Below are 21,443 nucleotides of genomic sequence, written 5' to 3' on the forward strand. Positions count from 1 at the left end.
TGTCTGCCGTGTCTGCGCCCGAGCCCACCACCACCTACGACCTGACTGCCCCGCAGTTCGTCGCCCACGAGGGCGGCAAGGTCGAGGTACGGGCCACGAAGCCGCTGCGCGACCAGGACGACCTGTCCCTGCTCTACACCCCGGGCGTCGCCGACGTGTGCCTGGCCATCGAGCAGGACCCGTCGCTCTCGCGCACCTACACCGCCCGCAACAACACGGTCGCCGTCATCACCGACGGCACCGCGGTGCTCGGCCTGGGGGACATCGGGCCGCTCGCGGCGATGCCGGTCATGGAGGGCAAGGCGGTGCTCTTCAAGCACTTCGCCGGCGTCGACGCGATCCCGGTGTGCCTCGAGTCCGGCTCGATCGACGAGCTCGTCGACGCGATCGCCCGGATGGCGCCGAGCTTCGGCGGGATCAACCTCGAGGACATCTCGGCCCCGCGCTGCTTCGACCTCGAGCGTCGGCTGCGCGAGCGCCTGGACATCCCCGTCTTCCACGACGACCAGCACGGCACGGCGATCGTCGTGCTCGCCGGGCTGATCAACGCCTGCCGCGTCGTCGACCGCACCATCAGCTCGCTCAAGGTCGTCGTCGGCGGTGCCGGCGCGGCCGGTGTCGCCGTGACCCAGCTGCTGCAGCTCGCCGGCGTCGTCGACATCGTCGTCTGCGACTCGCGCGGCATCATCGGCAAGCACCGCAACGACCTCGTCGCGCACAAGGAGATGCTGGCCGCCACGACCAATGTCTCGGGCCGGACCGGCTCGATGGGCGACGCGCTCAAGGGCGCCGACGTCTACATCGGCGTTTCCGGCGGCACTGTGCCGGAGGAGCAGATCGCGACGATGGCGAAGGGGCCGATGATCTTCGCACTGGCCAACCCCACGCCCGAGGTGCACCCCGACATCGCGCACAAGTACGCGTCGATCGTCGCGACCGGCCGCAGCGACTTCCCCAACCAGATCAACAACGTCCTGGCCTTCCCCGGCATCTTTCGCGGGGCGCTCGACGCCGGTGGGGTGCAGATCAGCGAGGAGATGAAGCTCGCCGCCGCGCGCGCCATCGCCGACCTCGTCGAGGAGCCCACGGCCGACTGCATCGTCCCGCCGGTCTTCCAGGAGGGCGTGGCCGAGGCCGTCGCAGCTGCCGTGGCGGCCCACGCGGGCTGACCCCATGAGTGACCAGCGATCGAGCGGGCGCGTCCGCGCCGACGCGCTCGGCGTGCTGGGAGAGCTCGTCATCACTGCGGGGGTGCTCGTCCTGCTCTTCGTCGGGTGGCAGCTGTGGTGGACCGATGTCACCGCCGAACGGGAGCAGGCGCACGTCGTGGACCAGCTCGAGCGGCGGTTTGCGGATGGGCCAGCCGCACGCCGGGGCGGCGCGCACCCCGAGACCGACGAGGGAGGCGCCGAGGTGGCCAGCGGCGCGGACGCGGACGCCATCCTGCGGATACCTCGGTTCGGCTCGGACTATGCCCGCCCGATCTACTCCGGGACGGACGAGGGCACACTCCGCAGGGGTGTCGGTCACTACCCCCGCACCGCGGAGCCGGGTGCTGTCGGCAACTTCGCCCTGGCGGGGCACCGGACGACCTACGGCCGCCCCTTCAGCGACGTCGAGCGTCTGGTCGTCGGTGACCGCGTCCTCGTGGAGACAGCACGGGAGTACCACGTCTATCGGGTGACGTCCTCCACGATCGTCGACCCGAGCGAGTCGTCGGTCATCGCGCCTGTGCCGGGTCGGGTCGGGTCGGTGCCGACCGAGGCGCGACTGACCCTGACCACGTGCCATCCCCGCTACAGCGCCCGGCAGCGATACATCGTCCACGCCGATCTCGTCCACACCTATCCTCGGGCGGCGGGGCTGCCACCGGAGGTCCTCGCCGCACCCACCCAGGAGGCCTGACATGTACGCAGCCATCTGGCGTCGGCTCCCCGGGCCGACCGCGGTCAAGGTCGTCGAGGCGCTCGTGCTGCTGGTGTCGCTCCTCGTGGTGCTGGCGCAGTGGGTCTTCCCGTGGGTCGCGTCGCTCCTGCCGCCCGACGCCACCACCGTCGGCTGAGACGGCGCCCGACGACGAAGGGAGGCGCTGCGTCCGATCTCGGACGCAGCGCCTCCTCTCGGTCAGGTGGAGCGGTGAACCCGCTCAGCCCTCCTGGACTGCTCGGTGGGCGCCTCGGACCCGACGTCCGCCGGCGGCCCGGCGAGTCAGCAGCAGGCCCGTCCCACCCAGGAGGAGCAGGGTCGCCAGGACCAACTGTGGGAGGACACTGGCGCCGGTGAACGCCAGCCCCGGCCCCGCCGTCGGGGCCCCGTCGTCGCCCATTCCATCGTCGCCCATGGCGTTGTCGTCGCCGGCGCCGCCGCCGGTCGAGTCGTCAGGGGTCGTGCCCGGGTCAGAGCCGTCCTCGCACGTCAGCGTGAAGGACACGGTGGCGCTGGTGGAACCGCCGTCGTCGGTCGCCGTGGCGATGACCTCGTGCTCACCGCAGGCGAGCTCATCCGTCGGGGTGTAGGTGAAGTTGCCGTCGCCGTCGGTGGGCACGGTGACGGGGTCGCCGTCGTCGATGGTCAGGGTGATCTCGCCGTCGATGACGTCGGAGGTGCCGGTGATGGTGGGGGTGGTGTCGGTGGTGGTCGAGCCGTCGGTGGGCTCGGTGATCTCGATGACCGGCGGCGTGGTGTCGACCGGGGCGATGGTGAAGTCGGCCTGGTCGGTGGCGGTGTTGCCGGCCTCGTCGGTGGCGCTGGCCTCGACGGTGTGCGCGCCCTCGTCCAGGGGAGTGGTGGGTGTGTAGGTGAAGTTGCCGTCGCCGTCGGTGGGCACGGTGACGGGGTCGCCGTCGTCGATGGTCAGGGTGATCTCGCCGTCGATGACGTCGGAGGTGCCGGTGATGGTGGGGGTGGTGTCGGTGGTGGTCGAGCCGTCGGTGGGCTCGGTGATCTCGATGACCGGCGGCGTGGTGTCGACCGGGGCGATGGTGAAGTCGGCCTGGTCGGTGGCGGTGTTGCCGGCCTCGTCGGTGGCGCTGGCCTCGACGGTGTGCGCGCCCTCGTCCAGGGGAGTGGTGGGTGTGTAGGTGAAGTTGCCGTCGCCGTCGGTGGGCACGGTGATGGGGTCGCCGTCGTCGATGGTCAGGGTGATCTCGCCGTCGATGACGTCGGAGGTGCCGGTGATGGTGGGGGTGGTGTCGGTGGTGGTCGAGCCGTCGGTGGGCTCGGTGATCTCGATGACCGGCGGCGTGGTGTCGACCGGGGCGATGGTGAAGTCGGCCTGGTCGGTGGCGGTGTTGCCGGCCTCGTCGGTGGCGCTGGCCTCGACGGTGTGCGCGCCCTCGTCCAGGGGAGTGGTGGGTGTGTAGGTGAAGTTGCCGTCGCCGTCGGTGGGCACGGTGATGGGGTCGCCGTCGTCGATGGTCAGGGTGATCTCGCCGTCGATGACGTCGGAGGTGCCGGTGATGGTGGGGGTGGTGTCGGTGGTGGTCGAGCCGTCGGTGGGCTCGGTGATCTCGATGACCGGCGGCGTGGTGTCGACCGGGGCGATGGTGAAGTCGGCCTGGTCGGTGGCGGTGTTGCCGGCCTCGTCGGTGGCGCTGGCCTCGACGGTGTGCGCGCCCTCGTCCAGGGGAGTGGTGGGTGTGTAGGTGAAGTTGCCGTCGCCGTCGGTGGGCACGGTGATGGGGTCGCCGTCGTCGATGGTCAGGGTGATCTCGCCGTCGATGACGTCGGAGGTGCCGGTGATGGAGGGGGTGGTGTCGGTGGTGGTCGAGCCGTCGGTGGGCTCGGTGATCTCGATGACCGGAGGCGTGGTGTCGGCGCACTCGACCCCACCGAGGGGAGCGGTGGCGTCCGCGTGCAGCGCCAAGAGGTCCACGTCCACGGATCCGAGCAACGGGGTTCCGGTGGGATCGAGCAGGGAGATGGTCGCGGTCAGCGCGACGGCGTCGCCGCTGGCACTGGTCCCGTCCGCTGCCACCGTCTCGTTGGTGAGCTCGTCACCGGATGTCAGGTGCAGGGTGACCGATCCCAAGCCGTCAGGGAGGTCCAGGACGGTGTCGGCACCCGCCACCAGTGTTGTGGTCACACCGCCGACGGTCACCGTGGCCTCGGCGGGGGTGAACTCCACGCCGGAGCCGGTCGGTGTGCCGGTGGCCGTGGCGACGAGGCTGGGGCTGTTGAGCACCGACACGGTCACGAGGTCGTTGAGGAGCGTGAGACCGGTCAGGAAGCCTGTGCTCGTGGCGACGACCGCACGGGTGTCGTTAGTGGCCGTGGTGGGGACCAAGGAGGTGGTCCCGGTGGTGGAAGAGACGCCTGTCGCGAGGATCTGCTGGTTGAGCAGGGTGAGGTCGGCTCCAGCTGTGCGGGTGGTCGCGGACGAGATCGGGGTCCCGGCGGCGACGCACGCGTCGGCTCCTGCCCAGTTGACCGTGTCGGTGTAGGTCACGACGCCGGTGCTCAGACCCAAGGCTGACGCCGTGAGCAGAGTGCCGTCCTCGGTGTGGCTCGGCGGGGCGGTCTCGGTGTTGGTGGCGGTGAGTCCGACGAGGCCACCGACGCGCACGCCGAGGTTGGACGAGGTGGCGGTCGCGGGGGTCGCTGCATCGGTGCTGTCCACGCCGGCCTCCGAGTGCACCACGTCGACATTCGCCAACGGTGCGCCGAGCACGGTGCTGCTGACCCGCAGGACGTCGCCGGAGCCGGTTGCCGTGTAGGCGGTCGGGACGGGTGCGGCTTGGGCCTGCGGGGCCATCGAGACGGCCACGCCGGCGGTGGCGAGGACGATCGCCAGGATGGCTGCAGCGAATGCGACACCCCGCTCGCGTAGCCCTGTCGTCATGAGATGTGCGTTCGCCATGTAGATGCTCTCCCCGTGAGACCCAAGAGTTTCCGCACGGGCCCTGGGCTCCGGCGGCACTGCCGATCCTTACTATGGAGAGCGGTTGGTTCGCCTTACAACCAGACATTGGTAATGAACACGTAAGGTGCGATGCCGTTCGGTGGTCAGGACGTCAGCATGGACGAGCGTGGACGGTGTCGCCCGTGGCGGGTCGATGAGGATGAAGGACTCGGCCGCTCCTCCAGAGAAGAGTCGCCGGGCGCGAGGGACACCGCGACGAGGTCGGCCGCGACAGCGAGGTCGGTGGAGTGCTCGTCGTACTCGCTCTTGCGCGTCAGCACCAGGGACTCCCCGTCGCGGTGGGTCACCTCGACGGGCGACTCCTCCGCCGAGCGGCAGACCCTGGCGCTGCGACCGAGCGGCTCTCTCAGATCGAGTACTCGACTCCGTGCGTGCCCGAGATCATCCCGGCGCCCACGGTGTTGCCCGTGGCCGGGTCGATGAGGATGAAGGACCCCGTCGCCCGGTGGGTCGCGTAGGCGTCGACCGCGAGCGGCTGCGACAGGCGAAGGGAGACGGTCCCGACCTCGTTGAGCCCCAGCTCGCTGGCCTCGCCGTCTCGCTCGAGGGTGTTGACGTCCAGGCGCGCTCCGAGGCCGTCGACGATCGCCTTGACCGTGCGGGTCGTGTGCTTGAGCAGCAGCTTCTGCCGGCTGTGGAGCGTGCCGGTCGTCATCCAGCAGACCGTCGCGGTGATCTCGCGGGTCACCTCGGGGGCGTGCTCGGCGTCGGCGATGAGGTCGCCGCGGGAGACGTCGACGTCGTCACCGAGGCGCAGCGTGACGGATTGGCCGGTGACGGCCTGCTCGTGCGTGGCGTCGAGGGTGTCGATGCCGGCGATCGTCGTGCGCACGCCGCTCGCCAGGACGACGACCTCCTGGCCGACGTGGAAGGTGCCCGCATCGACGCGGCCGGCGTAGCCGCGGTAGTCGCGGTGCTCGCCCTGCTGCGGCCGGATGACGTACTGGACGGGGAAGCGGTCCCCCTTCGTCTCGAAGAGGTCGGCACTCTCCGCCGTCTCGAGGTGCTCGAGCAGGCTCGTACCCGAGTACCAGGGCATCGTGTCGCTCGTCTCGACGACGTTGTCGCCGACGAGGGCCGAGATGGGGAAGGTCGCGACCGCGGGCACCTGCAGCTGCTCGGTGAAGGCGAGGAACTCGTCACGGATGCGCGTGTAGACGGACTCGTCGTAGCCGACGAGGTCCATCTTGTTGACCACGAGGGTGATGTGGGGGACCTGCAGCAGGGACAGCAGGACGGTGTGCCGGCGGGACTGCTCGGTCAGCCCGTGGCGGGCGTCGACGAGGACGAGCCCCAGGTCGGCGGTGGAGGCACCGGTGACCATGTTGCGCGTGTACTGCGCGTGGCCCGGGGTGTCGGCGAGGATGAACTTGCGCCGCGGGGTGGCGAAGTAGCGGTAGGCGACATCGATGGTGATGCCCTGCTCCCGCTCGCTGCGCAGGCCGTCGGTCAGCAGCGCGAGGTCGGTGTGGTCGTGGCCCTTGGCCTTGCTCGTGGCCTCGACGGCCTCGAGCTGGTCCTCGAAGATCGCCTTGCTGTCGAGCAGCAGGCGCCCGATGAGCGTCGACTTGCCGTCGTCCACGGAGCCCGCGGTGGCCACGCGCAGCAGCCCGAGGTCCAGGTCGGTCCCCGTCACGCCCCCTGAGGTGCGAGGAGCGCCAGCGACGAGCCTCGAAGGGTCGGTCACGTTCTCAACATCAATACTCATCAGAAGTACCCCTCCTTCTTGCGGTCCTCCATGGCGGCCTCGCTGAACCGGTCATCGCCCCGGGTCGCGCCGCGCTCGGTGAGGCGGGCGATGGAGATCTCGTCGATGATCTCCTCGACGGTGCCGGCCGAGGACTCCACGCAGCCGGTCAGCGTCAGGTCACCGACGGTGCGGAAGCGCACGGTGCGCTCCTGCGCCTCTTCGCCGGGACGAAGGCGGTTGTGCTCGCTCTCGGTGAGCAGCATCCCGTCGCGCTCGAAGACGCGACGCTGGTGCGAGAAGTAGATCTCGGGGATGTCGAGCTGCTCCCGGCCGATGTACTGCCAGATGTCGAGCTCGGTCCAGTTGGAGAGCGGGAAGACCCGCATGTGCTCGCCCTCGTGGATGCGCCCGTTGTACAGCGACCACAGCTCGGGGCGCTGGTTCTTGGGGTCCCACTGGCCGAAGTCGTCGCGGTGGGAGTAGATGCGCTCCTTGGCGCGCGCCTTTTCCTCGTCGCGGCGTCCGCCGCCGAAGGCTGCGGTGTACCCGCGCTCCTCGATGGCGTTGAGCAGCGTGCCGATCTGCAGCCGGTTGCGCGAGGTCTTGCCGTCGTCGATGACGATGCCGTCGGCGATCGCCTGCTCGACGGACGCGACGTGCAGTTCGATGCCGAGCCGGTCGACCCAGCGGTCGCGGGTGGCGAGGACCTCGGGGAAGTCGAACCCGGTGTCGACCTGGAGCAGGCCGAACGGGATCTTGGCGGGCGCGAAGGCCCGCTCCGCCAGCCGGAGCATGACGATCGAGTCCTTGCCGCCGGAGAACATCAGGACGGGGCGCTCGAACTCCGCGGCGACCTCACGGATGATGTGGATCGACTCGGACTCGAGGACGTCGAGGTGCGTCAGGGCAGCCTGTGGGGCAGCAGTGGGCACGAGGGAACCTCTCTTCGGATGGACCCCCGGAGCATAACGTCTCGTTATGGATGTCCAAACTGGTGTTCAGGTGTTGGGCACCGCGTCCGGCGACGACAGGAACGAGCCATGGCAAGCGATGCGCGAGGTCGGAGCAAGGCCGGAAGTTAGAGCCCTGTCCAGAGTGGCGCAGGTCAACGCGCGAGGTGGGTGCCCGTCGAAGGCATCGGCTCCTCAGTGAAGTGCCCCAGCTTGGCACATCCGAAAAGATCGCCCACGACGACAAACACTCTGTGCGAGGTCAATTCTTGCCAGCGACACCTCGCGCCACGACCAACCCCATACTCAGAGCCAGAGACTCAACCCAACGTCTCCGAAAGTGCTTCGTGTGAACCACCAACCAGATTCGTCCCGACCAGCTAGAGGCAAGAAGATGCTTCATCGGTCGTGAATCGCGGGCACCGACCGAGACGGCGATCAGTCGAACCTGGTCCAAATACCAGCCTCTGCGAATCTGGCGGAGGCGGCCAGCGGCCGCCCTCAGGCCAATGTTGGCCCCCAGCTGATTACGCCCGTGCTGACGATACAAAATTCCGGGAATCGAGTCGATAAACCACCCATGGCCACGCTCGCGGGCGAAAGCGTAAAGGAGCCAATCGTGGTAATCGATGTTACGCACGCTGGACCAAGAACCAATTAGAAACTCTTGGAAGCTGACCGCCAACTCAGACGAAAATACTTGAGTACATCCGGGGCCAGGAGCCGAAAACAAATGGTCCCAGGTTCGTTCACAACCTACCTTATCCAATAACCTCGTCCGGCCATTCGGATACCAAGCCAGGACGCTGCTGGAGTACCCTGAGTACGGCCCATGCAAAACTGCCTGAGCGGCGCGCCACAACTTATCCGGGTACCAGTAGTCGTCTTGGTCACAGAAAGCCGCGAGATCCACATTTCCAAAATCTGCCTCCTTAACGAGACGGAAGAAGTTCGCTGACGCTGAGCCATATCGCTCACCGTACGGCAAGACCTGCACGCGCGGATCGACCTGAGCAACCTTCGATATCCACTCGAATGACCTGTCCGCGCTCAGGTCAACGCTGACTATGACCGAGACGTCAACATGTTGTTGATTCAATACCGAGGCCAACTGCATCGGTAGAAAATCCATTCCCTCGTAAACGGCGACTAGAACGCAAACTCGCGGAAAGGGGAGCCCATCTCCCCCACTGACTGTCGATGCCTGCGAAATTCCGAAGTCGCGTCGGCGACCACTAAGTCTGGCCGTGCGGCGCAATACGCTACTCATACTGACCTCCTGATAACCCTCGCGGGTACCCCACCAACTACATCACCAGGAGCGACATCGCTCAAGACCACGGCATTGGCTCCCACAGACGCCCCCGCGCCGATAAATACATCGCCCAGGATGCACGCGCCCGCACCAACGGCTACACCCTCGCCCAGAACCGGCACGCCCGGACCGCCGCGCCCACCGATCGTGACGTTCTGCAAAAGCGTGCATCCCGGACCAATTACTACCCCGTCACCGACAACGACGCCGAGTCCCTTATGGGGCAAACGCGTAGAGCGGTCAATGTCAGCCAGGTAACTAATTTCGCAGCCGTAGACCAAGCGGACCAGGCGACCGATGATAGAAGGAACAATAGGAACCCCAGCATCGCGAAAAGTTCGTGCGATCCGCAACAGACGAAGTATCAATTCAACAGCCTCCTTGAAACGACAGCAACTGGGCTCGAAAATCCCATTTTCAACAATTGGAGGGACGTCAATTCAACCTCGCGCGCCGCACGGCGAAGCCAAAACCAAGCATTGAAACTCAATGACGCTGCGAGGGTCGGTATAGCCAGCCCCCACAGACCCCAGCCGAGCCATTGAATGGAGATCACTTGTCCGACGATAGCAGCCACGGCGGTGCCCAAGTAGGCCCAGTGCATGGGAATCCGATTCCCGGTCGCCAAGAACCCGGTCGTAAGCGCATACTGATTTATAACCAGTTCGCTGAGAAGAAACGCGAAACCCGGCGCTATAGGCATCAGCCCCACATCGGAGCCGACGAGTTTGAGTAGTGGGTCTCCCAATGTAAGGGCCATCGCGCCGACGCCAGCGATCGAGTATGTCGCCACGCCTAAAGACAGAGACAAGCGGTACTTCAGAGCACGAACGTCCCCAGTCATTCTTGCCTGACCGAAATATGGCTGAAAGACGTTGAATAGGGTGTTTCCGAATACCTTGATCAGTCCCAGCACCTGCACGGTCAGCCCTACGACAGCAACTGTGGGTAGGGCAAGGAATGCCGAGGCCACAAACACCGGCCCCGACGACAGAACAAACTGAGACACACTGACGAGCCCCTGTCTTAGAGAGTTTGGCCAAACGATCCTAAGGGTTATAGCTCGCTCCTTGAGTGAAGCCCGGTTCTCAACGCGAAGACCGACACCCGCTCGCGAGTAGAAGAACCGTTTAGACAGGGCCCTGAATACGAGAGAGGACAACAAGAAGGAAGCGCACACGCCTGCAAGTCCGAAGCCAGCTACTAATGCTGCGGAGGTGAGGGCCAGTTGAGTAACCTTCCCCGCTACGTTCGCCTTACCGCTCGCCGCTACTTCACCAATCCCCCGAAGCAGCGGATTCCAAAACGAAAAGGCAACATTCCACCAGATAGACACCGCGTAGATTAACCAACACGCGATGATGTATCCGGCAGCATCGGATCCTCCGACCACTCTATCGATATGCCACGTCCCGAAACCGATGCATAGACAAAATATTGTAAGTCCAAGAATGTGGTAGACGAGCTTGGCCGCGCCAAGAATGCTAGATAGGAGCGAGTAGTTCGGAGCTCCAACCGAGGAGGGCCGATAGCCTGTAGCAACGAGTTCTTCGGCGCCACACCATACGAAAGTCACGTGTCGCGCGAGGGTTGTCATGAGACCCATGTCAAGTACGAGAGCCAGGCCGCCAATGGCCGTGAATAGATACCAAGCCCCTACTTCATCCGGCGTCAGGGCCCAAAGAATAAGTGGCATTAGAGCCAAGTTCACGCCGCTAGTAAGAAGAAGGTTGGCGTAGCTCCACCTGACGTCTTGGGCCCCGACGACAATTTTGCTCATGAGCTATATCCAGTTTGAGTCTGGCGTCTAGACTTCCTCGGCGACGTCGCTAAAGACTGCCCCAGTCTTCGGTCTAGCGAACCAACCACCAGAAGGGGTATGAGGGGGAAGCTAACTAGCGCCAGAAGATTAGACACAGCGTTCGTGTAGTAAATGGTGCCCGTCACGATCGCAAAAAAAGCCAAGTAGAGACCTGCTGCAGTCGCTGTCCCCTCTTGCAACTGTCGCTCGCCCAAGAGCGCGAGCGCTAACCCTAGAGTTGCTGCTAGCGGCCCAAGCAGTACCCCTATATAGAACGCACCCTGAACCGACGCCGGCACAATGAACCCGCCACCCTCGAATGAACTCGAGCCCAGGTAACTCCAATTGTAGAACTGGCTGGTCCGGTTGCTGAGTTCGGCCATAGCGGATAATACGGGCACATTGCCCAACACATCAGAAAGGAGAGTGGAGCGATCTGCGAGGGTCCCATAGGCGGCAATGCTGCGCAACCCGACAGCATATTCCTGAGGACCCATTAGGTAGATCGACAAGTAGTCCGCTAGCCAGGCAGCAGTGGATCCATTGCCGCCCCCTCCGGCCTTTCGAAGCGTAACGACCGACGTGGTCACGATCAGCGCCCCCCCCACTAACCTAGTTAGCATCCGTTTCTCACGCGGCAGAGCAACTCGCAACGCCAAAACTGATGCGACAAGAGGTATGAAGAAAGATGCCCTACTCGTGGAGATGTAGAACATGTTCACGAAGATGATGGCGAAACTCGCCAAGACAGGGATCCCAGCCCGGGGGCTTTTTCGGTAGGCGGCTATAGCCCATGCGATGAATGCGATGGGAGCGGCAAATCGGGCGAGGTTCGCTAGAGCGGCGAGGCCGTCGAATGCGGGGGAGTAACCCGACACTATCTCACGTGCGGTACCTTCAATCGCGGTCGTAAAGAACGAAAAGCGCTCTCGAACTTGGGGAAACATGACCGCACCGAGGCCTACGGCCATTAGCAATAGGTATGGCACGAAGTTGCCGGGTTGAACAAGCCAACTGCCGTCATCACTACCCTTTGAAACTAGTTTCCTCGTTCCAATCAGGCGGCTCCGTAGCAGTATAAATGCAGCCGTAGTAAAAATGGTCTCATAGGCTAAGTACTGAGTCCCAGCCTCCATGTCACTACTGGAAAGACTCGAAATCCCGGTGTAGAACTCGGAACCAGCACTCTGCATAACTGCTGGAATCAAAACTAGCCGAGCGAAGAGCAGACCAACGAGTAGAATTTCGGTTACGGTACACCCAAAGTTTCCCGGTACCGTCAGGACAACTAGTCCTGTGCAACCCAAGTAGACCAAGGGTAGCCAAGAAAGGCTGGGAAAGATCGTGCTTCCAGCGGTGGCAAGCCAGAGGCTCGTGGCCATCGCCGGAACGATTGACAAAAGCCAGAGAGAACGCAATTTAGACATTTGCACCCAAACTTGCGAAGAACAAGTTGACAGACAGATGGTCGCCTTCGCGCTGGGGCGTGAGTGCGAACTCGGTCTCCAGTGCTCGGTGGACGCTACTGGCAATGTCGGCGGGCGAGAAATCACAAATAAGGCCGCTGACCCCATGAGAAACTTGGGAGGGTGCAGTCCGGTAATTTGTGACTACGGCAGGGGTACCCATTGCAATGGCTTCGTCAACAGCGATCGATCGCCCCTCGCTCAGAGAGGAATGCACCAGGATGTCGGCCTCCTGGAGATACTGCGCGACGTTATTGCGGAATCCGAGGAGAAAGAACTCCCCGCCCACCCCTAGGTCGGAAATCAAACGCTCCAATCGCGGGCGCTCTTTGCCGTCCCCTAGTACCACCCAACAGACATTGATATTCCGCTGCTTCAATTCGGCACAGGCGCGGACCGCCAAATCAATTCCCTTCCCCGGGTCCAATCGGCTAACCGTGACGATCTTATGGGCACGTGGAGCATGGGAGAACTCGAGCGCTTCTTCCGATCGCTGACCCGCGTAGAACTTCCACGGCACTCGGTGCGTGAAAACTGTTGGAGAGTAGGCGATCTCAGGAAACATGCCCGTGAAAATTTCAGCGCATTGTTCAGAAACGGATATCGCGCCGTGCGTTGATTGAAAGTAGCTCAGGTCGACATTGTGATTGATGACAGTCTGGCTATAATCGCCCACGATCCAGTGATACTTGCGTGACGCCGTCACGCCATCGACCAAGAAGTACGTTGCCGGTCCTGGACTCATGGAGATGGCCAAGTCAAAGGGTCGGCCTGTCTTGGGCACGTGCCCAGAACCAAGCTTCCATAGGCGCTGTCTATGCGGGTTCAACGGTTGCCTGCGGAGCGCCGCCCACAGCGTTCGAATGCCAGCGCAGGACGCTTTCGGTCCCACTGTCCAAGTGATGTCCGCGAGGTCCTTGAGGGCCCGACCGCGGTTGATCTGTAGTGATCGCGCTAACCGGGGCGCGTCAATGACAGTCGCATACTTTTCAATCTCGCGCCTGAGTTGTCCGCGAGGTTGCAACGAAATCACCGTGGCGTCGAATATATTTGGGTCCAACACTTCCAAGATGGCCAAGAGCCCCTTTTGCGGTCCACCGATGTCAAGATTGTTCACGATGAATGCTAGACGGGAATTCATCCGATCGGCTCCGTAGTGCGGGCGCGGCGAGAGGCCGAATGTATCTGACTGCGAGCAAACATCATTAGGTGGATCACTCGGAAGTGGCGGAAGCGGTAGATTGCGCAGACTAGGCGTTTACCAAGTGAGAGCTCCCTCCAAGCAAGCGACTCGAATGCCTCAGAACGATCTGTGCGAGAGAGGTGGGCCAACATGTATCGGTAGGACGATTGCCACTCGCTGACCCGCAAGCCTCTATACATGTAGGTGAGCGATGACAGGTCTCCATGGAGCTCGGCGAACTTCAACTGCTCGTTCAGAAAGGGATGACGAGCCGCGATTCTGACGAACTCCGCATCTTGCGCGCGATAGTTTTCCCAAGCCCTTGGTAGAGGCGTCCTCGTTCGGGACCGGTCATTCCAACCGTAGTGATAAGCGCCATGCCCCTTGAGATAGTAGAAATCTTTCGCAACGAGCGTGGCTTCAACAGCGAATACGAAGTCCTGTGCCGCCCTAAGGCCATTGACGAAAGTCACGCCGTTGTCGGAGAGCGTCTTCCGGCGATACAGTTTCGCGACAGCACGATACGGCCACGGCCTCGTCAGCCTATCTGAGGATATGATGTTCGGGAAGATGCGCTCATGCATCGACTGGCGACTATAGGCGCCGCCATCGAGCGGGTGTGACTCTATGTACATACCCTTAGGCGTGTGTACGATTAGGTCCGCGGCTACAATGTCGAAACCTCCATTTTCCGCCAATTCTGCCAGCGGGCGCAACATGTTTGGATCTAACCAGTCGTCAGCGTCGACAAAGGTCACATAATCACCGTTCGCCGCTTGAAGGCCGGAGTTCCTGGCTGATGAGACGCCGCCGTTCTCGGTTGCGATTAGTTTAATGCGGTCGTCGTCCCGCATCAGATGCCGCACAATCGCGCCGGTATTGTCGGTTGATCCATCATCAATCACGACGATTTCCAGAGTCCCAAACGTCTGCAACTGCAAACTGCGGACGCAGCGTTCGATGTGGGCCTCGGCGTTGTAGGCGGGAATGACAGCCGTGATGGTGGGGCGCATCAGGTGACGTCCTTCGGAACTTTCCAGGTGTTGCGAAGAGTCGATGCCAAACGCAACCACTCATCGATCCCATACCTGGGCTGCCAACCAGATTCCGTCAGAGAAGAGACCGATTGCTGCTGCCCATACCACATCATTTCCAGCCTCCGTTTATTGGATACCACCCGCGGATGGGCAGGTAGGTAGCTCCAGAATGCTAATGTCCGCTCGGCTAGACGTTGTGGAATCAGTACTGGCTCCTTGCCGCCCAAGGTAGTAAGTATGGAGGCCGTCGTGTGTCCTTCGCTCGGGTGTAGGACAATGCGCGGGAGGCGGTCGTGTTGCTCGACAATGAAACGTGTCGCATCCGCGACATTCTGTACTAGAACTTGGGGAGTGAAATTAGTCCCGGGCGCGACTACGGCGGCGTATGGTGACCGCGCAAAGCGAGCCAAGGACTTAGAGACCCTACGTGTTGGCCCGTGAACCGACGTTGGACGATAGATAATCGTGGCTGGGGCATCGTTTAGCAGTACCTCGCCGAGTGCCTTGCTTCTTGTGTAGGGAGAAATTGGCGAATACTGTGAAGTCTCGTCGAGGCGCTTACTTCCCGCCTGCACGCCTGCTGACGACAGATGGATGTACATCGAAGCACCGGTGGCTGCTGACGCATTCTGTAAGAGTGACGGTAGGAGTGAGTTCGCCCCGTAGATCGCCCTACCGCTGGCACCGGCGTCAGCCAGTCCAGCGGCGTTGATTACGACGTCGCACCCTTCGAGTTCGCGAAGTAGATGCGACGTCACCTTCAGGTGCCTGACTTGGTCCCGGAGGGCCAGCAAGGATGAGGCACCCGCCTCGAGCCGAGGTGCACGGATGGCCTTGACCCGATGCCCGTGCGTCGCCAAGGCCTCGGCAATTTGCTTGCCTACGAATCCCGTGCTCCCCGCCAACGCGACAATCGCGGTCATGAAATCTCACACTTAAAGTTGGTTAGATTCTGTAACCTACTGGAAGCTCGCCGTATGAGGCCTTGCTTAGTCCTGGTCGGTGATCCGATGAGGTGTGGAGATAGAACGTAGCCGGCCGAGGTGGCGGCGGCACCAAGCAGGGACACCCAGGGGCTCTTGTGTCTGGCAAAGAGAGTAACTAAGCTCGCTGCAGCGGCATGAAGTAGCGTCACCTGAGTGTGGCTTAACCCACATCTATGCACCAGTTGCTGATAGACGTGCTCTCGATGGGCGGCCATCAGTGGCTGGCGGCGTAGGGCTCGCTGAACCAAGCATGAGCCCGTGTCGGTGACGTAAAGCAGAAGGGGGGCGTTGAGGCGAGTAAGGCCTCGCAAGCTCTGATTGCGTTGGACGCTCGCCGTAGCGAAAATGGCACCAAACAGATAACTTCCTACGTCTCCCAAAAATAGGGTGGCATCTGGAAAGTTATAGGGAAGAAAGCCAATGCCACCTCCAACGGCTAGTGCACCTAGACTTCGCATAGATTGCGTGCCGGTTCCGAGTGATATTGCGTTTATGCCCCAGATGGTGGACGTGGTCCCTGTGATCCCATTGATTCCGTCCATAAAGTTTACGGCGTTGACTAGGGCAGGCAGTATCAACACGCTTGTTAAACCCAGGTCCGGGGAGTGGTGCAACGTGAGTGCCGTACCCCCCAAGAACTGCGACGCTAGTCGCAGGCTTGCTGGGACGTTGAACAGGTCGTCGAGGAAGCCAACTGACGCCATGGTTGCCACGGCTGCCACATCAAAATGCGAAGGGCGTTCGCTAGTCGTGCAAGTAGCGATTGCCATCCCAATAACGCAACTTAGGCCGCCACCTCTGACGACGGCTTGCTGATGTGACGAGCGGCTATTAGGGACGTCGAGGGAGCCTATAGCGAGCAGCCCCCGACGGATCAACGGCGCAACGAGGAAGGTTGTAGTTGCGCTCGTCAAAGCCATTAGCGCAACAGTGTGCAGTGGGCTCTTCCGGCAATCGCTCATGTCTCGTTTACCTCCTGCGCTCAGGCTTCGCGGGGACGGTTTGCCTGAATGACGTTCCGCAGCTCAGCCACCCGCGTCCTCTGCTCTTGCGTCCAATCGTCTTCAGGGATTAGCGTGCCTGTTCCGCTTGCAAGACCGATGATCTTCCTAGGCCCCTTGATAGCGTCAACTACAACTTCCCCTCTCATGCCGATGAGGCCGCCTGCCACTAGGTCGCTCTCACCAATGCGTGTACGGCCCGCAACGTCGCTGAAGAACGAGTTCGGGTGAGAGGGCAATGGGTTACCAGCGGAGCGTACGTCCAAACGAACGCAGGTATGCCCATGACGTGTGGCTTCACGGATGAAGGTGGGTGCGAGATTCCCGATTCCGACGTCGATACACAAGGCACCTTCAGGCGCAAGTATGGCGATGTGGTCTTGGGTGATGATGTCCGCGGCGGCGACGGCGCTGATCAACACGTTGGAATTAGGTATGGGACGATTGGCGACCTTGTGGGGAGTGAATCGTGGGAGAGCTGTGTTAGCCGCATCTACCAGCCGATACACGCGGGCCGGGTCTCGGCCTGTAAGGCCGACTTTCGCGCCGACTTCAGCTAGCCTGAGAGCGAGTTTGAATCCGATGTTTCCTGCTCCGACCACAGTGACCGTTGCATTGGTGATCCCGTGGCCAATGTGGTGGTCAAGAAGGGCAAAGCATGCGTCTACCGTAATGTCGTTGGGTTTGATTATGTGGATGCGAGCATTCTTGACAGTAGCCCGAGCGAGCTTTATGAGGTCGAGGTTCTGCTTGCGTTCTACATCGACATAGAGTGAGTACCGCGTGGCATCGAATCGTCTAAATACGTCTCTGGCTTGATCTGGCGTCTGAACCTGATATGCGGCGACTGGGGTGCCTGACTGATCCCTGTCGGGTAGGCGCTGTATTCCTTTATAGTGTTGGTTTGCAGTGGACAAGATCATGATGTCAGTTGCAGGGCCGACATCGTAGAGATCGTATGTGTTCATTTGTCTGAAATGGTGGCTGAGTTCGTGTCTCGCGGATTACGACGGGATTGGTGGTCGGGGATGACGTCGTTCGTAGTCACTTGCTCCATCCATGCCCGTCGCGCTTGTCCGCTGAAGTTGCGGAGCTTCTGAACGTCGGAGACGTGGAGCGGAGGTACCGGGACGCTCGATACCAAGCCATGGCCCGTCTCTTGGATCTCCTCACCTGGGGTGAATAGTTCTTCTGACATTTTCTCGCCTGGCCGGAGGCCCGTGTAGACGATGCTGATGTCCTTTCGACCAGACAATTCGATCAAGGTCCTTGCCACGTCGTCGATCTTGGCTGGTTCTCCCATATCGAGCACCATGACGTCGCCGTCGCGGCCGATTGCCGCTGCCTGCAGAACGAGCTGACAAGCTTCGGGGATCAACATGAAGTAGCGCTCGACGTCTGGGTGGGTGACGGTCACCGGTCCGCCTTGCTCAATCTGGGCGGTAAAGGCGCTAATGACGGAACCACGGGAGCCCAGGACATTGCCAAAGCGGACGCTGACGTACGTGTGCTCGCCCTTGGCTGCAAAGTCTGCGGTAAGGCGTTCGGTGATGCGCTTGCTATAGCCCAAGACGCAAGAAGGATTGGCCGCCTTGTCCGTTGAAACGTTGACGAAGGTAGATACCCTTGTGTGGCTCGCCGCTCGCAACACGTTCAGTGTTCCGATGACGTTCGTTTTCCATGCCTCATCGGGGTACATTTCCAAGAGGGGGAGGTGCTTCAGCGCGGCCGCGTGGAAGACCACGCTTGGCTGGTGGTACTCGAAGACCTCGAGCATTCGATCCGGATCGCGGATGTCTGCGAGGACGACGTCGTCGGACTCAAAAAGACCTTGCCCAGTTACCGATAGCAGTGTGCCATGCAGGGCGGACTCGTCACGGTCCAACATGACGAGGTGCTTCGGTCCAAATTTGCTGATTTGTCGACATAGTTCGGACCCGATGGATCCGCCTGCCCCCGTGACCAGGACGGTTTGTCCAGAGATCGTGTTGGCGATGGCAGCCGCGTCGAGTTCGATTGGCCGGCGTCCCAGGAAGTCGGCGAGGTCGAGACTGCGAAGGTCGCCGCCGCCGATACGCCCCAGAATCTCGTGGGCTGGCGGGAGTATGAGCGTCTCGAGTCCCGCGACTTGTGCCGCCTGCCGCAAGTTCTTAACGAGGTCGGGCTGGGCGCTGGGGACCGCGATCGCAAGTGTGGTGGCCTCGGTCTGCTCCGCCGCGCGGAGAACGTCCTGCCTGGTGCCGAGCACCCTAACTCCGTCGATTCGCATGCGGCGCTTCGACCGGTCGTCATCGAGAAGCCCGACGGGCTTTATCGAGGACAACTGGTCGCGAACAAGTGCACGGACTAACTGTCGGCCACCCTCGCCGGCGCCGAAGATGAGAACACGGGACTCGGCCGTGCCGCCCGGGTCGATATAGCTGCGCGTCGCGCGCAATACATACCGGGCGCCAAACATGCCCAGAAGTGAAGCGGCAGCAGCCGCGAGCGGAAGCGACCGGGGGCCTATGTCGACTAGTCCTGCGAGCGAGAACGCGAGGAGCGGCAGCGACCACAGCACTACGGTTTTCATGAGGTCGACGATCTCTTCGTACGAGCCTCGGTGATGGCCGACGGCATAGGGTCCTACTGTGGCCCCAATGAGCAGGTGCAGCGCACCAGCAAGCACCGCTAGCCATAGGATGGGGAACGTTACCGCCTGGTTTAGATCAAAGTCGTAGCGGAGGACCGCGGCGAAGAGAACCGCCATGCCGATCACTACCAAATCAACCGAGGCCCACAGCCAGCGATTGTTCCCCGGCTTACTTCCGGGCAGGAGGGGGCGAACCATCAGAGACAAAACCGATGTGGCATGTGCGGAACCTTTTCGTGGAGCGGGCAGACGCGACTAGTTTGGCATATGCTGTGGCGCAATCGTGGACCTGGCTGGCTAATGTCAGTGCCTCTGTCCCACGCGGAGGACACCGCGCTTTGGATCGCCTTTGCGTCGAGCCGAGCGTGAGGTCGGATGCGTCTCGGGGTCGTAATAGCCGTAGTAGCCCGCACCCTTACCGCCCGCCGACTTGTGCCCTACTCGGTTGAGCACCAGCCCAAGCAGGGTGTTGTTCACCGCGCCGAGGGCCTCGAGGGTGGCGCTGAGCTGCTCCTTGCGCACGATGGTGGTGCCGACGAGGACGATCACCCCGTCGACCTTGGTGCTCAGCACGACCGCGTCCGTCACGGGGAGGACGGGTGGGGTGTCGATGAGGACATAGTCAAACCGTGACGCCAAGCGCATCAGAACCAAGCTCATCGCTTCGGAGGCCAAAAGCTCACTTGGGTTCGGAGGGATAGCTCCGGCCCCGATAACCTCAAGCCGATCTGCGCCGTAGGGTTGGAGCACGTCGTCCAGGTCGGCCCGCTCGATGAGGACATCCGTCAGGCCGGCGCTGCCCTCCAGGCCGAGGTAGTCGAGTAGCCGCGGCCGGCGCAGGTCGCCCTCGATGAGGCAGACGCTTGAGCCCGACTTGGCCAGGGTAAGTGCGAGGTTGGCGATGGTTGTCGACTTGCCCTCGCCCGGGATGGACGATGTGAGCAGGATCGTCTTCGGGTGGTTGGCTGCGTCGACGAACATCAGGTTGGTCCGCACCGCCCGGAAGGCCTCCGAACGCGGAGACGAGGGATCTGATTCGACGATGAGTGGCTCCTTGCCGGCCCTGGGGTCGAAGTGGACCGCGCCGATTACTGGCTCATCGGTGATCTCCTCGATGTCGTCGTCGGTGCGAACGGTCGTGTCGAGCAGGTGACGCACGATTGCCAAGCCGAAGCCCAGCAGTAGTCCCAGCACGATGCCGAGGCCAAGGTTTCGTGCGGGTACGGGGCTCGTCGGTGACGAGTCGGTCGAGGCGGGCTCGACGAGAGAGACCTTGATCGGGGAGGCGCGGCGGGAGCCCTCCGGGCGCTCGATCTCGGAGACGACCTCGGGGAAGGTCTCGCCGATGGCTGTGGCCACCTGCTGAGCGTGCTCGGGGGAGGCGTCCGACACCGAGACCTCGAGGAGGACCGTCTCGGGCGGGGTGGTCACCGCGATGGCACTCGCCAGGTCGTCGACCTTCGTCCCGTCGCCTAGCTCCTCGACGACAGGATCCAGCGCTCGCGGGGTCTTGAGCAGCTGGGCGTAGGACTTCACCCGCTCCTGGGTGAAGGTGCTGCCCTGTTGGAGCGCGGTCGTGTCAGCACCGGAGACGGAGACGAAGAACTGCGTCTTCGAGGTGTACTGCTTCGTCTGCAGTCCGGTCAGCAGGGCCGCGAGGCCGGTGACGACGAGGGTGGTGATGACGATGGTGATCCACCGCTTCTTGAGGATCCTCAAGTAGTCCTGCAGCTCCACGAGCCCTGGCCTTCCGCACGCGATCTGGGGTGAGCAAACACCGGGGAGTCTTCCACAGCCCCACGCTCCGGGCATGATGGGCCGCATGAGCGTGCGCCTCCTGACCGTGTGCACCGGCAACATCTGCCGGTCGCCCTACGCCCACCTCGCCCTCCAGCACGGGCTCGACGAGGTCCGTCCGGGAGCCTTCGAGGTCTCGAGCGCCGGCACCATGGCGCTCATCGGCAATGCCGTCGACCCGGGCAGTGCGAGCATCCTCACCTCGCGGGGTGTCTCCAGCGAGACCTTCGCCGCCCGACAGATCTCCGAGCAGATCCTGGAGGACACCGACATCGCCCTGCCGCTCGAGGTCGAGCACCGCAAGGCGGTGCTCCGCTACTCGCCGCGCCACCTCAAGCGGACCTTCACGCTCAAGGAGTTCGTCCGACTCCTCGACGCGGCCGACGCACGCGAACCCTGGACGGAGCGACTCGCCGGGCTCGCCACCGTCGAAGAGAGGTGGGGGGCGCTCCCTTCGCACCTGGCGCGCGAGCGCGGACTCAGCCGCGTCGCCGAGGGCGCGGACAACATCGCTGATCCTTATCGTCAGCCGCAGGAGGTCTTCGACCGGATGGCGGCGGAGGTGGACGCGGCGGTCGAGCGGATCGTGGCCTTCGAGCGGCAGTTCGCCTAGAGGGTGCAGATACTGTCGGGCCATGGTTCGTAAGGCGCTGAGTTCAACGAT

17 protein-coding genes are annotated in these 21,443 nt (G+C 62.6%); 4 read left to right on the plus strand and 13 right to left on the minus strand.

The window, feature by feature from the left end:
• Nucleotides 1–8 precede the first annotated feature (8 nt).
• Genes V3C34_RS06965 through V3C34_RS06975 form a run of 3 tightly spaced genes read left to right on the plus strand, consistent with a single transcriptional unit; the run spans nucleotide 9 to nucleotide 2,062 of the window.
• Nucleotides 9–1,169 carry an NAD(P)-dependent malic enzyme gene (locus tag V3C34_RS06965; protein WP_169701933.1) on the plus strand — a complete coding sequence of 387 codons (1,161 nt, stop codon included), beginning with the start codon at nucleotides 9–11 and terminating at the stop codon, nucleotides 1,167–1,169.
• A gap of 4 nt (nucleotides 1,170–1,173) precedes the next feature.
• Nucleotides 1,174–1,905 carry a class E sortase gene (locus V3C34_RS06970; protein WP_346008390.1) on the plus strand — a complete coding sequence of 244 codons (732 nt, stop codon included), beginning with the start codon at nucleotides 1,174–1,176 and terminating at the stop codon, nucleotides 1,903–1,905.
• Between the two features lies 1 nt (nucleotide 1,906).
• Entirely contained in the window at nucleotides 1,907–2,062 is a 156-nt protein-coding gene (locus V3C34_RS06975; protein ID WP_346008391.1) for a hypothetical protein, read from the plus strand.
• Nucleotides 2,063–2,146: 84 nt separating this feature from the next.
• Here V3C34_RS06975 and V3C34_RS06980 read toward each other — a convergent pair whose 3' ends face one another.
• The 13 genes from V3C34_RS06980 to V3C34_RS07025 all read right to left on the minus strand — a co-directional run bounded on the left by V3C34_RS06980 (nucleotide 2,147) and on the right by V3C34_RS07025 (nucleotide 20,719).
• Entirely contained in the window at nucleotides 2,147–4,858 is a 2,712-nt protein-coding gene (locus tag V3C34_RS06980; protein ID WP_346008392.1) for an Ig-like domain-containing protein, read from the minus strand.
• 409 nt (nucleotides 4,859–5,267) lie between these two features.
• Nucleotides 5,268–6,557 carry a sulfate adenylyltransferase subunit 1 gene (locus V3C34_RS06985; RefSeq protein WP_346008393.1) on the minus strand — a complete coding sequence of 430 codons (1,290 nt, stop codon included), beginning with the start codon at nucleotides 6,555–6,557 and terminating at the stop codon, nucleotides 5,268–5,270.
• A 71-nt stretch (nucleotides 6,558–6,628) separates the two neighbouring features.
• Nucleotides 6,629–7,543: a sulfate adenylyltransferase subunit CysD gene (gene cysD, locus V3C34_RS06990; RefSeq protein ID WP_346008394.1), complete on the minus strand. Its 915-nt coding sequence runs from the start codon at nucleotides 7,541–7,543 to the stop codon at nucleotides 6,629–6,631.
• 280 nt (nucleotides 7,544–7,823) lie between these two features.
• A complete protein-coding gene (locus tag V3C34_RS17720) occupies nucleotides 7,824–8,831 on the minus strand; it encodes a glycosyltransferase (protein WP_428832214.1) in 1,008 nt (335 codons plus the stop codon).
• Between the two features lie 409 nt (nucleotides 8,832–9,240).
• Entirely contained in the window at nucleotides 9,241–10,656 is a 1,416-nt protein-coding gene (gene wzx / locus V3C34_RS06995) for an O-unit flippase-like protein (protein ID WP_346008395.1), read from the minus strand.
• Nucleotides 10,653–12,059 carry a hypothetical protein gene (locus V3C34_RS07000; protein ID WP_346008396.1) on the minus strand — a complete coding sequence of 469 codons (1,407 nt, stop codon included), beginning with the start codon at nucleotides 12,057–12,059 and terminating at the stop codon, nucleotides 10,653–10,655. Before V3C34_RS07000 ends, wzx begins: the two co-directional genes overlap by 4 nt.
• Nucleotides 12,060–12,096: 37 nt before the next feature.
• The gene (locus V3C34_RS07005) at nucleotides 12,097–13,260 is read right to left on the minus strand and encodes a glycosyltransferase (RefSeq protein ID WP_346008397.1); all 1,164 of its coding nucleotides are present in this window, start codon (nucleotides 13,258–13,260) and stop codon (nucleotides 12,097–12,099) included.
• Between the two features lie 20 nt (nucleotides 13,261–13,280).
• The gene (locus V3C34_RS07010) at nucleotides 13,281–14,339 is read right to left on the minus strand and encodes a glycosyltransferase family 2 protein (protein WP_346008398.1); all 1,059 of its coding nucleotides are present in this window, start codon (nucleotides 14,337–14,339) and stop codon (nucleotides 13,281–13,283) included.
• The gene (locus tag V3C34_RS17725; protein WP_428832215.1) at nucleotides 14,339–15,286 is read right to left on the minus strand and encodes an NAD-dependent epimerase/dehydratase family protein; all 948 of its coding nucleotides are present in this window, start codon (nucleotides 15,284–15,286) and stop codon (nucleotides 14,339–14,341) included. The genes V3C34_RS07010 and V3C34_RS17725 overlap by 1 nt, the downstream gene beginning before the upstream one ends.
• Nucleotides 15,283–16,311: a glycosyltransferase family 4 protein gene (locus tag V3C34_RS17730; RefSeq protein WP_428832216.1), complete on the minus strand. Its 1,029-nt coding sequence runs from the start codon at nucleotides 16,309–16,311 to the stop codon at nucleotides 15,283–15,285. The genes V3C34_RS17725 and V3C34_RS17730 overlap by 4 nt, the downstream gene beginning before the upstream one ends.
• 20 nt (nucleotides 16,312–16,331) lie before the next feature.
• The gene (locus V3C34_RS07015; RefSeq protein ID WP_346008399.1) at nucleotides 16,332–17,318 is read right to left on the minus strand and encodes a hypothetical protein; all 987 of its coding nucleotides are present in this window, start codon (nucleotides 17,316–17,318) and stop codon (nucleotides 16,332–16,334) included.
• On the minus strand, nucleotides 17,315–19,099 hold the full coding sequence (locus V3C34_RS07020) for a nucleoside-diphosphate sugar epimerase/dehydratase (protein ID WP_346008400.1): 1,785 nt from the start codon (nucleotides 19,097–19,099) through the stop codon (nucleotides 17,315–17,317). The genes V3C34_RS07015 and V3C34_RS07020 overlap by 4 nt, the downstream gene beginning before the upstream one ends.
• Before the next feature lie 186 nt (nucleotides 19,100–19,285).
• The gene (locus V3C34_RS07025) at nucleotides 19,286–20,719 is read right to left on the minus strand and encodes a polysaccharide biosynthesis tyrosine autokinase (RefSeq protein ID WP_346008401.1); all 1,434 of its coding nucleotides are present in this window, start codon (nucleotides 20,717–20,719) and stop codon (nucleotides 19,286–19,288) included.
• Between the two features lie 85 nt (nucleotides 20,720–20,804).
• Between V3C34_RS07025 and V3C34_RS07030 the strand changes: the two genes are divergently transcribed.
• Nucleotides 20,805–21,392, plus strand: a complete 588-nt coding sequence (locus tag V3C34_RS07030; RefSeq protein ID WP_346008402.1) for a low molecular weight phosphatase family protein — start codon at nucleotides 20,805–20,807, stop codon at nucleotides 21,390–21,392.
• The last annotated feature ends 51 nt before the right edge of the window (nucleotides 21,393–21,443 follow it).

The organism is Janibacter terrae (assembly GCF_039636765.1).
Taxonomy (GTDB): domain Bacteria; phylum Actinomycetota; class Actinomycetes; order Actinomycetales; family Dermatophilaceae; genus Janibacter; species Janibacter terrae.

Excerpts from the sequence above, each read along its gene's own strand:
- V3C34_RS06970 (WP_346008390.1), top strand. The coding sequence starts at position 1,174 with ATGAGTGACCAGCGATCGAGCGGGCGCGTCCGCGCCGACGCGCTCGGC.
- V3C34_RS06975 (WP_346008391.1), top strand. The coding sequence starts at position 1,907 with ATGTACGCAGCCATCTGGCGTCGGCTCCCCGGGCCGACCGCGGTCAAG.
- V3C34_RS06980 (WP_346008392.1), bottom strand. The coding sequence starts at position 4,858 with ATGGCGAACGCACATCTCATGACGACAGGGCTACGCGAGCGGGGTGTC.
- V3C34_RS17720 (WP_428832214.1), bottom strand. The coding sequence starts at position 8,831 with ATGAGTAGCGTATTGCGCCGCACGGCCAGACTTAGTGGTCGCCGACGC.
- wzx (WP_346008395.1), bottom strand. The coding sequence starts at position 10,656 with ATGAGCAAAATTGTCGTCGGGGCCCAAGACGTCAGGTGGAGCTACGCC.
- V3C34_RS07000 (WP_346008396.1), bottom strand. The coding sequence starts at position 12,059 with ATGGCCACGAGCCTCTGGCTTGCCACCGCTGGAAGCACGATCTTTCCC.
- V3C34_RS07010 (WP_346008398.1), bottom strand. The coding sequence starts at position 14,339 with ATGCGCCCCACCATCACGGCTGTCATTCCCGCCTACAACGCCGAGGCC.
- V3C34_RS17725 (WP_428832215.1), bottom strand. The coding sequence starts at position 15,286 with ATGACCGCGATTGTCGCGTTGGCGGGGAGCACGGGATTCGTAGGCAAG.
- V3C34_RS17730 (WP_428832216.1), bottom strand. The coding sequence starts at position 16,311 with ATGAGCGATTGCCGGAAGAGCCCACTGCACACTGTTGCGCTAATGGCT.
- V3C34_RS07015 (WP_346008399.1), bottom strand. The coding sequence starts at position 17,318 with ATGAACACATACGATCTCTACGATGTCGGCCCTGCAACTGACATCATG.
- V3C34_RS07020 (WP_346008400.1), bottom strand. The coding sequence starts at position 19,099 with ATGGCGGTTCTCTTCGCCGCGGTCCTCCGCTACGACTTTGATCTAAAC.
- V3C34_RS07030 (WP_346008402.1), top strand. The coding sequence starts at position 20,805 with ATGAGCGTGCGCCTCCTGACCGTGTGCACCGGCAACATCTGCCGGTCG.